Origin of the sequence: Anaerobutyricum hallii (assembly GCF_900209925.1) — a bacterium.
GTDB lineage: Bacteria > Bacillota > Clostridia > Lachnospirales > Lachnospiraceae > Anaerobutyricum > Anaerobutyricum soehngenii.
Genome location: NZ_LT907978.1, coordinates 1,637,628 through 1,652,698, shown reverse-complemented (window position 1 = coordinate 1,652,698; position 15,071 = coordinate 1,637,628). Strand labels below are relative to the sequence as shown.

The window sequence follows — 15,071 nt, the reverse complement described above, 5'->3', positions numbered from 1 at the left end:
TCAGTCTCGCAGTAATGAATTTTCCTGCGGATTGGAAAGAACATTTAAGTGTATAAATGCAGTGGAATTGCATAAAATAATAAAGCAGACCTAACCAATCATTTTGCTCAAACCGGTTAGGCTTTCGGCGGAGTGTTACGATAAGCACTTCGCCATTTTTATTTTGATAAAGAACATCCTCCTTTTACATTTGATTGCACAATTTGAACGGAAAAAGCCTCATGATCATGTACGAAAATGAAAGTAAAATTTAATAGATGATATAATTGCCATATCGGCTAAAAAATAGCACAGTGGCCAAAAAGAATGGCGTTTTTGCCGATGGTGTGATATACTAATTAGTAGATTGGTACGTTTTTGGGATTTGATTTATGACGGAGGATTGTAGATGAGATACCTTTTAGTTGCTGATATAGCAAAAAAATGGAATATGTCAGAGCGCAGTGTTAGAAATTACTGTGCCCAAGGACGTGTGAACGGTGCGTTTCTTACTGGTAAGACATGGAATATTCCAGAAAACGCAGAGAAACCAGAGCGCACCAACAAAAGAAAAGAAGAACCGATTACTCTGTTGGATATTCTGAAAGAGCAGAAGGCAAGTAAATACTCCGGTGGGATTTATCATAAGACACAGATTGATTTGACCTATAACTCTAACCATATGGAGGGAAGCCGCCTGACACATGCTCAAACCAGATATATCTTTGAAACTAATACTATTGGTGTAGAAAAAGAAGTGCTGAATGTGGATGATGTGATTGAAACGGCAAATCACTTCCGTTGTATCGACATAATTATTGATCATGCGAAAGCAACTTTGACGGAGAAATTCATCAAAGAACTTCATTTGGTTTTGAAGAATGGCACCAGCGATTCCAGAAAAAATTGGTTTACTGTTGGTAATTATAAGAAACTTCCGAATGAAGTCAGTGGCAGGGATACAGCCCTTCCAGAAGAAGTTGCCGATAAAATGAAGGCCTTGCTGACGGAATATAGCGCTAAGGAAGAAAAGACCTTTGAAGATATTCTGGACTTCCATGTGAAATTTGAGCGGATTCATCCGTTCCAGGACGGCAACGGTCGTGTGGGCAGATTGATTATGTTTAAGGAGTGTCTGAAATACAATATTGTTCCGTTCATTATTGAGGACAATCTGAAGATGTTCTATTATCGTGGATTGAAGGAATGGGACAACGAAAAAGGATATCTGACAGATACCTGCCTGAGCGCACAGGACAAGTATAAAGCGTATTTGGATTATTTTAGAATTGCATATTAAACGTGATTCAAAGTGAAAAATTTGCGCTTTGAGAAAAAATAATAATATACATTTTAAAGACGGGAGTAAATACATGTTCTATAAAATGATAGAAAATAAGTGTACACAATGGTATGAATCAGAACGGTGTACGGTTAAAAACTTAATTGAGTATATAGAGAAAACAGGGCAGATGCGTGATGCTCAGATTGAGGCTATTAAGGTATATCTGTTTCTAAAAATTGCCTGTGAATGTAAGCCGTTGACACAGCTGTTTAGACAGGGATTCTTTAATTCTATTGATTTGAATGAGATAGAATTGTCAAAATCCACTCGTGAATATTTGTTTCAGAATCCAGCGGCTGCGGCATTGTTTGAATATGTATGTTTGACAAATGATAAAGGTGAACAGGTATCTGAAAAACTGGAAAAACAGATAAAGAAAGATCCAGCGGGAATTGATTATAATGAATTCTTTCGTAATGCGTTTTATGGTGTTTCCTATACGGATTATCTGTTTAGTCTTCCTATGGGTGCAGGTAAAACATATTTGATGGCGGCATTTATTTACTTGGATTTATATTTTGCTTATAACGAGCCAACAAATCCGTCATTTGCACATAACTTTATCATATTTGCACCATCAGGTTTGAAATCATCAGTGGTTCCAAGTCTTAAAACAATACAAAACTTTAATCCATCATGGATTCTTCCGGAGCCGGCAGCAACAGACATCAAGAGGATGATTTCTTTTGAAGTGTTGGATCAAAGCAAAACTGCAAAAAAATCAAATAAGACAAAAAATCCAAATGTTCAGAAAATCGCTAATCATCAGCCGCTTTCTGAGTTGTTTGGTCTTGTTGCTGTTACTAATGCGGAAAAAGTAATTCTTGACCGTATTCAGGAAAAACAGGGACAGATAAATATGTTTGAAGAAAGCGAGGACGATAAAGACCGACAGGCAAATGAACTTCGTAATTTAATTGGTAAGTTACCATCATTGTCTATCTTTATTGATGAAGTTCATCATGCAGTAAGTGATGAAATTAAGCTTCGTGCTGTAGTTACAAGATGGGCGCAGAATCATACAGTCAATTCTGTAATTGGTTTTTCTGGTACTCCATATTTAGACAAAGTTGAAAAAATAAAAGTTGTAGATTCATTGTCCATTGGTACAGCTGAAATCACAAATATTGTGTATTACTATCCACTTATAGACGGTGTAGGAAATTTCTTAAAACGTCCAGTTGTAAAAATTGCAGATATTGCAGATAGCAGCATTATTATTGAAAAGGGTGTCAGAGAATTTCTTGATACTTATAAAGACACTGTTTATGCAGATGGTTTAACAGCTAAATTGGGTATTTATTGCGGTACTATCGAAAAATTAGAAGAAACAGTATATCCACAGGTATCCCGTATTGTAGCTGAATATGGCCTTGGTACTGATGTTATACTTAAATTCCACAAAGGAAATAAACAGTATAAGATGTCGGCTGATAGTCAGATGCAGTTTGATATCTTGGATAAATCTATTTCTAAAGTTCGTATTGTTTTGCTTGTGCAGATTGGTAAAGAAGGTTGGGACTGTCGAAGTCTTACAGGTATTATTCTTTCTCAAGAAGGAGATTGCCCAACCAAGATGGTATTACAGACATCTTGTCGATGCTTGCGTCAGGTGATTAAAAACGGTCAGGAAACGGCGCTGATATATTTGAATGAAAGCAATGCCGAAAAATTAAATATGCAGCTTGAGCGGCAGCACCATATTTCGCTCAAAGAATTTTCTTCTGCAGACAACATTAAGACTACTTTGAAACGTTATAATCGTACGGCTTATTTAAAGTTGCCTAAAGTAGAGTTTTATCAGCTGAAAATCAGCTATGATACACTTACTGTTGAAAAGGCAAATCCTGAAGTTTCTATTGAAAAATCTGTTGATTCAGCGCAAATTGCAGGTAATATTATCAAAACAACAGATCTTTCTATGAATGTAAATAATATCAGTATCCAGGTGGATGATGCTGAATATGGTACAGAATATGCAACCTTTAATTCTTGGATTTATGGCATTATGAGAAGTGGATTTGGAACACCTTCCATGGCAGAATTAAATGCATATACAGAGCAGTTAAAAGTAATATATGAAAAAATCACATACGAAAAAGGTGGATCACGATATTTCAGTTCGAAGTACAATAAAAAGTTGGTAGAAGCCAATATTCGCAAAGCTTTTTGTGACAAAACGGATTTCAATACAACAGAAGAACTGATACCAGAAGAAGCTAATTTGTTGAACATTGCGAATTTTACTTCTGAGATATATGCAGATAATCTGGATGACTACTATCCAAAACAGAATGTTGTTGAAAACATAATGGCTGACGATAAGGGAAAATTGAAAGTTGATAAAAAGACACAGCAGTTAATTGATCTCGCTATAGAAACTGGAAACGATAGAATCGTTTTGGAATTGCAACAGCGTGTATCATCTCACCCAAATAAGAATCGTTCGTTCCACTACTTGCCATATCGTACAGACAGTGGTTTTGAACAAACATTTTTAAGAGAAGTATTGTCCTTCGATATTATCGAAGAATTAGGTCTGGAAGTGTATTACAATGGTGACCGTGCTATGACGGAGTTTAAGATCAAGTGCTATAAGAAAACCAGTGGAAAATGGAATTACATTGGTATTTACACACCGGACTTCCTTATCATTAAACGAAAAGATGGCGTTATCCATAAGGTTATTGTAGTGGAAACCAAGGGGCTGATTTATGCCAAAGATCCAGTCTTTAAAGATAAGAAGAATTTTATGGAAACGGAGTTTTCAAAACAGAATAATGCTGCGTATGGTTATGAACGTTTTGATTACCTGTATTTGGAAGATACGATGCCAGAGAAAGATAGATTGACACAGACACATCAAAAAATCTGTGAGTTTTTTAAGGAGAAAGCGTAATGAATGGAATTAGACCTACTGTAGGCATAGAGTTTGATGATAAATATACTAATGCAAAAAATAAATTGCTTGATTTTATTAAGGCATTAGACGAGTTGGATGACATACAAAAAGCAAAATTGGCACAAGAATTTATAACATCATATAGTATGGCAAATTCTTTTGAACAATTTGTAAGTTATATGAAAAACGGAGGAATCAAATAATGCCAATTAAATATGTACCGTTTATACCGGAGCCGGTGGAAGGACAGGCTGTGCTTGGTAATTTTAACAGAATATTGAGATACAAAGGCGCTGACGATGTTTCTATGACATTGCAACGTGGCATGCCTTTATATGAAATGGAAAAACAGGAAACTGTGGGCGAAAACTCCGATGGTAATATGGTTATTCGTGGAGAATGTGTTTCTGCCTGTGCTTATCTTAAAGAGCAAGGCATTCAAGTTGACCTTGTTTACATTGACCCACCATTTGCAAGTGGTGCCGATTACGCAAAGAAAGTATATATTCGTCGAAATCCGAAAGTAGCAGAAGTTATTGCACAGGCTGAACAAGAGCTGGATGTAGATGAATTGAAAGCTTTTGAAGAAAAGATGTATGGTGATGTATGGGATAAAGAAAAATATCTGAACTGGATGTATGAAAACCTTATGGCGATTAAGTCTATAATGAGCGAAACGGCATCTATTTATGTTCATCTTGATTGGCATATAGGTCATTATGTAAAAATCTTATTGGATGAAGTATTTGGAGAATCACATTTTCTGAATGAAATTGTTTGGCATTACTACAATAAAATGCAGGGGAATGTAAACAGATTTGCATCTAATCATGATGTAATTTTTCTGTATACAAAAAGCGATATATATATTTTCTCGCCCATTAAGGAAAAGAGAGATGAAACTATTAAACAAATTAAAAGGGTTTGGGATTCTGAAACTCAAAAGCTTGTGAATGCAAAAGATGAAAATGGTAGAGTAATTTACCAGGAATCATCAGAAAAGACTATTGATGATGTCTGGAGAATGTCTATGCTTCAACCTGCAGATAAAAAAGAACCGGTTGGATATGCTACGCAAAAACCAGAGTCATTGATTGAAAGGGCAATTCAAGCTTCTTCGGATATAAATTTAATAGTTGCAGACTTTTTTGGAGGCAGCGGAACAACTGCAGTCTGCGCAAATAAACTTGGCAGAAAATTTATTCATTGTGATATTGGATTGAATTCTGTTCAGACAACCCGTGATCGTCTTGTCGCAGATGGGGCTGAATTCGATGTGCTGGAAATTAAAGATGGAGTTCAACTTTATCGTAATCCGGTTCAGACAATGGATAAAATTAAAGCTTTGATTCCTGGCTTGAAAAATGAAGATTCTCTGGATTCTTTCTGGGAAGGTGCTATCTCTGATAGCAAGCTTGGTACAATTCCTGTTTACGTGCCAAATTTAATGGACAGCGCATCCAAACTTCTTGATAAAGTGACCATGAACCGTATTATTCATCAGGCGATTCCAGAATTGGATAATGACATTAAAAAGGTTATTGTTTACTATATCGACATTACTGATGAAGTGGAGATTATGAATTTCATCAAAGAAGATGACAGTACGACTGTAGAAATTGAATTGCGTGATCTTAAATCAATTCTTGATGATGTTGTCATTGGTGATTATGCAGAATTCCATGCAGAAGAAATTGCAGGCGGATATGCTGTTGCTATTGATAAATTTATGAGTGATCGTGTGTTGTTTAAAATTGCAGAATTCAATCAGAAAGCATTCCTTAATTCTTCTACGAAGAAACCGTATAAATCGATTGAAATCAGTGAAGAAGGCTTGGAACTTATTGAATTCCTTAGCCTGGATTGCACTGCGAACGGTGGTGAGTGGCATTCTGATAGTGAAATCAAGATTGATAAAAATGGCTATGTTATCGTAGACGGCAATAAAACCAAGGAGTTCTGGGATGGTTACATACGCAGCACAAAGAAACCTCTCCGACTTAAAATTCGTAACATTTGTGGGGATGAAACTGTTTGGGAGGTGTAATCAATGGCTCAAAATGTGACATTATATAACCTTTTGATTTCTTGTCCAGGTGATATTAAGGAAGAAGTTACATTGATTGAATCTGCAGTAGATGAGTTTAATGAATTATATGCTGAAACTTTAGGAATCACAATAAAAACTCGCCATTGGAGTAAGAGTTCTTATGCTCGGTCTGGAGGAAAACCACAGGCATTACTTAACGAGCAGTTTGTAAATAAATGTGATGCAGCAGTTGCGATTTTCTGGACAAGATTTGGCTCACCTACTGATGAGAATGGTTCTGGAACAGAAGAAGAAATTGAAATTATGCTTCAGTCTGGAAAACAAGTGTTTATGTATTTTTCGGATAAGCCTATCCCACCATCAAAAATAAATGGTGACGGCTATGAGAAAATACAAGCATTCCGTGACAAATATAAAGACAAAGGAATATATTTCACTTATTCATCCGACGAAGAATTTAAAAAGATGTTTTTTGCCCATCTTTCCATGCATTTTTTGACAGAAAAGAGGGTAAGTGAAACAGCCAATGAATATCGTTCTAAGTTAAAGTTATTAGGTATTGACGAAACTGGAAGATTGACTGAAGAAGCGGTGGTATGCCCATTCGTGTTAAATGCAGAGATTACCATGAAAGAATACATTACTTCGATTAAGAATATGTATCAGGAGATTTCTAATATGAATGTAGGTGGTAGATCTGTTACAACTAATACTTTTTTTGCTGGATTTACAAGCCCTGTTGACATAGATGAAGATGAGAAAGAGTTTATTACTGTTGCGGCTGAACAGTTGGAGTGTGAGTTGTCCGATTCCTTTTTTGAACTTGGAAATTTAAACAAAGATACTTTAACATCAAATCCACTCAGTGGTCCTAAGTTGAATGGAACGTCCGAAGAAAAGCAGAAATATTGGAAAATCAAAAGATTGCATGAAACTATTTCTAAAGCTTTGGAATGGGCTCCGGTTGAGAAAGCGTTTTCTGGAATGAATTGTATTAAATTAGCAATTCAGAATTGTGGTAAGGCCATCGACGAAGATGCTGAAATTACGTTTGAAGTTCCAAAAGAATCCTTGCTTACATTAGGTGAATTCCCTAAGTTTAATAATGCAGAGATGGGATATTTGCTTACAGATTGTGATATGAGTATTTTGTTCGGAATTGAAGGCACATCTGAATATATTGAATATTCAGAATCAAAGCAAAATGGAAGAACTCCGTATGGAGCACGTCCATATGGTTTGTCAGGATATGTTCCGAATTATAGTGATGATTTCACTGATGAGATAAAAGATGTGTTTTGTTATGGATTCTATTCAAGTGAAGATAAGTATATTGTAAAGCTTAAAGTAGATTACATAAAACATAATACAACTGTTGCTTTCCCGACAATCCTTTTTGTGAAAAATGAGATTGATGAGATACCATATAAAATCACATCTAAGAATAATCCGGATGTTGTTGAAGGCTGTATAAAGTTTAAAAGTTAGGAAAGGAATACTACATGGAAAAGCCACAATACATCGATTGGATAGTTGAAGAAACTGGTATTGTAATTAAAGATGACATACCGCTAAAATGCTATAAAATTGATTATAAAGATGATGAAAGTATTCTTGATGACTGGGCATTGCACATTCGAAGAAATTACATAGAAGATACTGAACTTAAAGAAGACGCAGATGACAATGCAATGACTATTGAACAGTATTTGTATGATTATGTAATTCCACAAAAAGGAGAAGAATTGGGAGCTACGGTACGTTCTGCAGACATAACAGAAATTTTAATTTCCGATTTATTAGAGTTTGTTCATCAGTATTCTGTTCCGAGATATAAATTGAAGAACAGATCCGGAAAAAACAATTCACAACAAGGAACTGATGTCATTGCATATAAGTACAAAAATGAAGATAAAACTTCAAATGATAAAGATGAATTGGTAGCAGCAGAAGTTAAAGCTACCCTCTCTAATACGGAGTACACACCAATCAAAAATGCAATTATCGATTCCAGAAAAGATGAACATCGATTAGCAAGATCAGTAAACTACTGCAGAAAGCGATTAAAAGAACTGGGCAAAATAGAAGAGGCAGAAGAGGTAAAGAGATTCTTATTTAAACCAGATAATAATTATCGTATTACATATGTGGCTGCAGGAGTTAGTAGTCGTGAAAACGTAGATGATGCCATAGAATTAGATTTTTCTGGTGAAGAACTTGAAATTAGAAAAAATGAACTGATTTTTTATGTACATGGTAAAAAGTTGATGGAATTGGCTCATAACATTTACCAGAGGTGTTGTAAATGATTTTTGGGAAAAATGCAGGCTTAATGTTAAAATATCAAAAAGCAAAGGCCAAAATGGTAGAATACGATGTTTCAAAGCAGGAGTATCCACATTTTCCGCTGAATTCTAATGAATTATCGTATCCAACAACTTATGTGCTGTCACGATATTCAGAATGCATTATAGAAAATAATCATGACGAATTAAAAGAGCTGGAGTTACTTTTGATTACAACTGCAGAATATTATGATTCAGCTTTTAAGTCCAAAGATAGACCAGAATATGATTGGGATTTTTTGCTATCTGGAGCATCTGCCTACTTCCTAAGAAAGGATTTTGGTAGTGCTAAAGTGTTGGCAGCAAGAGTAGTTGATTTAATTGATGAGGAGCGATCTCCGCAGAAATTGTTGACGAATCTCTATAATTATCTTCTGGGTGGAGTGTATTTGCCATATTTGAGAGTTATAGATACTTATGAGCGAATAAATAATTTTTTCTTGGATTACTTTGGAAAGGGTAAGTCTTTAGAAGCATTAAAGTCAAACTTATGGGTATATAGAAATGAAATATACGAGAATGGAGATCCGGATAGTATATTTTATGTAGATATATTAGTGGCAGTTATTATTGTGGCGTGCGAAAATTCGCCATGGAGTCTTTTGCCGAGTAGTTCAGGTATCCCGGATGAAGAATGGGAGCCATATCTACAAGGTAAGATGTCAATAAAGATGTTATGGCCAGCACAAAGATTAATAGCCGAAAAGGGATTGTTGCGTGGAGAAAGCTCTATTGTTCAACTTCCGACAGGGGTAGGCAAGACAAGAAGTATTGAACTAATTATTAGAGCAGCTTTTTTATCTGAACGAGCGAATATTGCTATTATAGTGGCACCATTAAGAGCATTGTGCAACGAAATAACAATGGATATGTACAAAGCTTTTGGAAATGATGTCACGATAAATCAGTTTTCTGATGTACTTCAAAATGATTTTTGGAATTTTTTTTCTGAAGATATTAAACGGCAGATACTAATATGTACGCCAGAGAAACTGAGTTATGTATTACATCATGATCCGTTTTTCTTAAGTGCTATAGATTTATTTATGTTTGATGAAGGTCATATGTTTGATGATGGAGGTAGAGGTGCAACATATGAGTTATTAGTAACACATATACGTCAGAACATAACGAGCGAACAGCAGTTTGTTTTGCTATCTGCGGTATTGCCAAATTCAGGAGATATTGCACAGTGGTTGTTTGAGGATAGAGGTTGTTTGGCGACAGATGATAGTATTGTATCAACACCTAAATCAATAGGATTTTCATCGACACAAAGGGATATTCATTTCTTTTCTGATGATAAATCAAATGAAGATTATTATATTCCCCGAATCCTTCGAGTTGAACAATTGAAGAAGTTACCCCGAGAAAGAAGTAATAAATATTTTCCAGATTTATCATCATCTACAGATGTGGCCATTTATAATGCAATAAAGTTGTGTCATAACGGCGGTGTTGCTATCTATCTTGGGCAGCAACGTTCAATGAAAACGGTATTTGAAAGAATTATAAATTTGGATAAGCGAAACTATGATTTGAAAGCATTAAAAGATAATACAAATCAAGCAGAGCTTTCCAAAATCAAGGGATTTATAGAAAGCTATTATGGTTCAGAGCACTATTATACGAAAGCAGCGGAATTGGGTGTTTTGCCTCATTCATCTAATCTTCAAAATGGAGTTAAGCTTGTTGTTGAACATGCATTGAAGAATAAATATGTTTCTTGCGTAGTATGTACATCGACGCTTGCACAGGGTGTGAATATTCCGATAAAATATTTATTGGTTACCAGCATTCGAAATGGATTGCAATTAGTAAAAGCTCGAGATTTTCAAAACTTGATGGGTCGAACAGCACGAGCAGGTATATACACAGAAGGAAGTATTATTATTACGGATTGCAAAATATACGACAACCGTACCAACTGGAAAAATGGTGGAGGATATTTATGGAATGATTGTGTAAAGCTATTTGATACAAAATTGACAGAACCTTGTGGCAGTTCTATTCTTTCGTTAGTCCAGGATTTTAACATAGATTATGATGTGACCGTAAGTGGTGAGAAATTTATTGATATAGTGATAGATCACCTTGACGAAAGAGATTTCTTGCTTGATTACGCAAAGAAGTTAGAAAAAGCATACTTAAAAGCCAATCCCAAAAGAACACAAAATCTGATTGTGCAGGAAATATTATTGCGTCAGGATATTATATCAAATATAGAAAATTATTTGTGTTTAGTACGTTCCGCAGAAACATTGGTCAATGATAGTAAGAAAAGTGCTGTGGATATTTCTACAAATACATTGGCGTATGCTATGGCAACAAAAAAAGAGAAAGAATTACTGATTAAAGTTTTTCAGAAGATAGAAGAGAATATTCAACAATATTCTGTTGAAAAATTGAGCAGATATTCTAATGCAATGTCAGGAATAGGTTTGTCTTCTCTAATAGAGGAATGGATTGTTCAGAATGAACTTACAGAGAAGATATATACAGAAACAGAACTGTTATCTGTTATTGCAGAATTGTATCTGCAAATCTGTGGAGACTTTAGATACCAAGAGCATATACAAAGCGTTTGTAAAAAATGGATTGATGGCCAGACTCCAATGGAAATTAACAACAAAGAAACTATTGGAATTGCAGAAGTAGAATCATTATGTAATAAAAGAATCTCATATGAAATGAATTTTCTTATCGGCAATATCTGTGATCTGATAGAAGTTGACGAAGAAAATGAGGAGCAAGTTGATCAAAGGAACCTCTTGACATTGTTACAAAAGAAAGTAAAATATGGCGTTCCAAATATGACAGCAATTTCTGTTTGTGAGAGTATTTTTAATGATCGTCTATTAGCTATAGAATTAGCTCAAATTTTATCTGATGCGAATATTGGAACGGACAAGATACTTAATATGTTGAAAGCTCATAGTGAAGAAATCTTTAGTTGTCTTGATTCGTATCCGAAATATTTCAAGGATAGATTATCTGTGTTGATGAAATAAAGGTATTGTTCAAGGCATGTGCGGTTCGCCAATCATACAATGGATTTTCTACGGTGCATAAAGATATCACGCAGCGCCTTATAAAGAAACAACGATCATCTCCTAAGTAGCCATTATCTGTTCGGTTTCGGTTGGGCGTTTATAAAAACTGTATGTTTTCAGAAAAATAATAGAATTCAATGTAATTGATAGGAAGCATCCAACTTCAACGGTTGGGTGTTTTTCTTTTGCACTAAAAATGTAAGTGGTAGATAGTCCGTATCTGGATTTTACGTAAGCAGGTAATCATCCGTACCTGTTACCACAATTAATTTTCTGATACAATCTTCTCAAAATATGAGAGGAAGTATACCATTATGAAAAAAGAAGAGAAAATCTTATTCTGGTCTGAACGTGTACAGAAATTTTATTCCAGTGGACAGACCTCCGGACATGGTGCCAGGAACATCAGATTCCTGTTTCTACCATGTCTTACTGGATCCGCAAATTAAAAAATCTGGATACGGTTTCTGTAAAAGAAGATGCCCCTGTCTTTGCAAAAATGCCAACAGAACAGGAATTACGCAGGAAAGAGCTTGTTTCCTCACAACCTTCATCCTCTATCCATATCTTTCTTAATGACAGTATCCATATTGAGATCTGTCCCTCCTGCCCATCAGAACTTTTGTCTGCTATTATAAAAGAGCTAAGATATCATGCTTGACCTGGCTGGAGGCACTACCGTTTATCTGGCATGTGGAGTTACTGACCTCAGGAAAAGTTACAATGGACTGGCTGCAATCATCAAGCTGAAATTCCACCTCGACCCATACTCCCGCTGTATGTTTGCTTTTTGCAACCGCAGGCGCACTTCTATCAAGATTCTTCAATGGGACGGATCCGGTTTCTGGATCCTTATGAAAAAGCTGGACAAGAATTCTTTTCACTGGCCAGACACGCCGGATGAGCTGCAGAAAGTAACATTAAAAGAGATGCACTGGTTATGTGACGGGCTGTCTTTAAATCCGCAAGGGGCTTTTAAAGAACGGCATCCCAAGATTATCGTGTGAAAGACTTCGGTTTTTCCTGTCAATCCGCAAAAACACGAAATATCTGCGGTTTTTTCTGCTATTTCCTACATTTATGACTGCTGTTTTTTCTGGATAAAACCCTATACCATATGGTATAATCTATCCATAAGATTACAGGCAGGAGAGCAGATAGATGGATCCATTGTTTACAAAAGAACAACTCAATAACATGAAACGTGAAGATCTCATTAAAGTAACGCTGCTCATGCAGGAACAGAAAAGTAAAAATGAAAACGAGATCCAGCTTCTTAAGGATAAACAAAAAGAACTGGAATTCATGAATGCTATGCTCTCTGACCGTCTCGCTCTGGAACAAAGAAGACGGTTCGGAAAGTCAAGTGAGAAGTATGCTGACGGATATGAACAGCTCTGTCTTTTTAATGAAGCAGAGATGAATGCAGATGTAGAGGATACAGCTGCCTATGAAGAAATCCAGCCGTCTTCTTATAAGAGAAAGAAACGGAAAGGAAAGAAGGAAGCAGATCTTTCTAATTTCGAAGTTACAGAAACAAAGAGATATAAACTGGATGAAGAAGAACAGTATTGTCCAGAGTGCGGTACAAAATATAAAGTTGCTGCAAAAGAGATTGTAAAACGTCTGAAGTTTGTCCCGCCCCACTTTGAAGTAGTAAAGGAGATCACCTACGTATACAGCTGTTCAAAATGCGGAGTGATGAAACGCCCGGAAAAGACACCGCCATTGATCAAGGGAAGTATAGCAACCCCATCCTTAGTGGCTGGAATCATGAACGCGAAATATGTAAATGGCCTGCCGCTGGCAAGACAGGAACGGGAATTCGCAAGATATAACCTGAACCTTTCGACGAAGACAATGGCGAACTGGGTCATCTGCTGTGCAGACCGGTATCTGAAACTGCTCTATGGACGTATGAAAGAAGTATTCCTGAAAAGCCATTACATCCACTGTGATGAATCCCGGATACAGGTACTTGGTGAACCAGAGCAGGAAGGGAGTACAAGGAAGATGGACATCTCAGTATTGATAATAACAGTGCGGAACGTGCAATAAAGAACTTTGCAGTAGGACGACGGAACTGGTTATTTGCGAAAAGTATACGTGGAGCAGATGCCAGTGCCATTACTTACAGCATAGTAGAGACAGCCCTTTTAAATGGATTAAAACCATATCTTTACTTAACGTATGTATTAGAGAGACTCCGCCAGCTTGGACCATTCCCAAAGCCAGAGGAACTGGATAGCTTACTTCCATGGGCAGAAGAACTGCCGGAAGAAATAAAGACAAAAACTAAACCGAAAAAATAAATTTTGAGCCGCCCAGAGGGACGGCTTTTTTAGTCAAGGTACGGATGATTACCTGCTTACGATTTTACCTCCAACCAGTGCCATAATAGTCCTATGATTATTAAATGTCTTAAAAGTTCAGTACTCAACTTTTAGGACTGGTTAGGAGGCATTTCCTATGAGTTCTATTACTACAGCAGTTGCTGCTGACTATCGTTTGCAGCAATGGGCCCAGTTGGTCAAAGAATGCCAGAACCGTCCTTCCGATATGACGGTAGAACAATGGTGCGATACCAGGGGCATCTCCAAATCGAATTACTATTATCGTTTACGATGTATCCGCAAAGCCTGTCTGGAGCATATCCCGGAAGATTCTCTTCCATGCCAGCAGGTTGTTGAGATTTCTGAAAACATTATGCATCTGCCAGAAAGTACTCCCGATATCTCTATCGAGATAAATGGATGTATCGTCCGGGTTCATGGAGATATCTCGGAAGCTTTACTGAAAAAGACAGTCCGGGTACTCTCACATGTTAAATGATGCGACCTGTTTTAAAAAGATATTTATTGTAACAGGATATACAGACCTCCGTTCAGGGATTGACCGTCTGGCAGATACTGTGCGCTCTTATCTTGGAGAAGATGCCATCGAACCAGATACCCTATATCTTTTCTGTGGACGGAGAACAGACCGTATCAAAGGTCTGGTATGGGAAAATGACGGTTATCTTCTGCTTTATAAAAGATTAGAAGCAGGGAAGTTTCAATGGCCAAGAACAGAATCAGAAGTACGTTCCATTACATCCCAACAGTTCCGATGGCTTATGGAAGGTCTTACTACACTCCCTAAAAAGCAGGTGAAACGATTGAAAAAGGCACCAGATTATACTGTATAGTTTTGTGCATAACGTAGAAATTTTTAAACTTTTTTATGGACGAAAAAAACAGGCGGGCTTTCACATTTTTTTCTTATATATAAGCCGCCTGTTCTTCTTTTTTTACAAGATAACGCAGATTTCTTTTTGGAAGAAGGGCATCTGTTTTCTTTGCCTGCAGGCACAGAAATAAGCGGAAAAAGCATTGTGATACTGACGAAAAGGATAACA

General features: G+C 36.5%; 11 protein-coding genes and 1 pseudogene. All 12 read left to right on the top strand.

The window, feature by feature from the left end:
- Positions 1 to 388: 388 nt before the first annotated feature.
- The 12 genes and pseudogenes from EHLA_RS07475 (at position 389) to tnpB (EHLA_RS07420) (ending at position 14,861) form a co-directional block, all read left to right on the top strand.
- Positions 389 to 1,279 (top strand): Fic family protein, encoded by an 891-nt coding sequence (locus EHLA_RS07475; protein WP_096240051.1) that lies wholly within the window; start codon positions 389 to 391, stop codon positions 1,277 to 1,279.
- A 73-nt stretch (positions 1,280 to 1,352) separates the two neighbouring features.
- Complete coding sequence (locus tag EHLA_RS07470) at positions 1,353 to 4,223, top strand: DEAD/DEAH box helicase family protein (RefSeq protein ID WP_096240049.1); 2,871 nt, start codon at positions 1,353 to 1,355, stop codon at positions 4,221 to 4,223.
- On the top strand, positions 4,223 to 4,429 hold the full coding sequence (locus EHLA_RS07465) for a hypothetical protein (RefSeq protein ID WP_096240047.1): 207 nt from the start codon (positions 4,223 to 4,225) through the stop codon (positions 4,427 to 4,429). The genes EHLA_RS07470 and EHLA_RS07465 overlap by 1 nt, the downstream gene beginning before the upstream one ends.
- Positions 4,429 to 6,273, top strand: coding sequence for a DNA-methyltransferase (locus EHLA_RS07460; protein ID WP_096240045.1), 1,845 nt, complete (start codon positions 4,429 to 4,431; stop codon positions 6,271 to 6,273). Before EHLA_RS07465 ends, EHLA_RS07460 begins: the two co-directional genes overlap by 1 nt.
- Before the next feature lie 3 nt (positions 6,274 to 6,276).
- Complete coding sequence (locus EHLA_RS07455) at positions 6,277 to 7,764, top strand: hypothetical protein (protein ID WP_096240043.1); 1,488 nt, start codon at positions 6,277 to 6,279, stop codon at positions 7,762 to 7,764.
- Positions 7,765 to 7,778: 14 nt separating this feature from the next.
- On the top strand, positions 7,779 to 8,585 hold the full coding sequence (locus tag EHLA_RS07450; RefSeq protein ID WP_096240041.1) for a Hachiman antiphage defense system protein HamA: 807 nt from the start codon (positions 7,779 to 7,781) through the stop codon (positions 8,583 to 8,585).
- A complete protein-coding gene (locus tag EHLA_RS07445) occupies positions 8,582 to 11,632 on the top strand; it encodes a DEAD/DEAH box helicase (protein WP_096240039.1) in 3,051 nt (1,016 codons plus the stop codon). Before EHLA_RS07450 ends, EHLA_RS07445 begins: the two co-directional genes overlap by 4 nt.
- A 466-nt stretch (positions 11,633 to 12,098) precedes the next feature.
- Positions 12,099 to 12,335 (top strand): hypothetical protein, encoded by a 237-nt coding sequence (locus EHLA_RS17120; protein WP_416791016.1) that lies wholly within the window; start codon positions 12,099 to 12,101, stop codon positions 12,333 to 12,335.
- On the top strand, positions 12,328 to 12,681 hold the full coding sequence (tnpB, locus tag EHLA_RS07435) for an IS66 family insertion sequence element accessory protein TnpB (RefSeq protein WP_096240037.1): 354 nt from the start codon (positions 12,328 to 12,330) through the stop codon (positions 12,679 to 12,681). Before EHLA_RS17120 ends, tnpB (EHLA_RS07435) begins: the two co-directional genes overlap by 8 nt.
- 154 nt (positions 12,682 to 12,835) lie before the next feature.
- A pseudogene (locus tag EHLA_RS07430) lies at positions 12,836 to 13,986 on the top strand (IS66 family transposase).
- Between the two features lie 157 nt (positions 13,987 to 14,143).
- Positions 14,144 to 14,506: a hypothetical protein gene (locus tag EHLA_RS07425; RefSeq protein ID WP_096240035.1), complete on the top strand. Its 363-nt coding sequence runs from the start codon at positions 14,144 to 14,146 to the stop codon at positions 14,504 to 14,506.
- A complete protein-coding gene (tnpB, locus tag EHLA_RS07420; RefSeq protein ID WP_096240033.1) occupies positions 14,496 to 14,861 on the top strand; it encodes an IS66 family insertion sequence element accessory protein TnpB in 366 nt (121 codons plus the stop codon). Before EHLA_RS07425 ends, tnpB (EHLA_RS07420) begins: the two co-directional genes overlap by 11 nt.
- Positions 14,862 to 15,071: the final 210 nt, after the last annotated feature.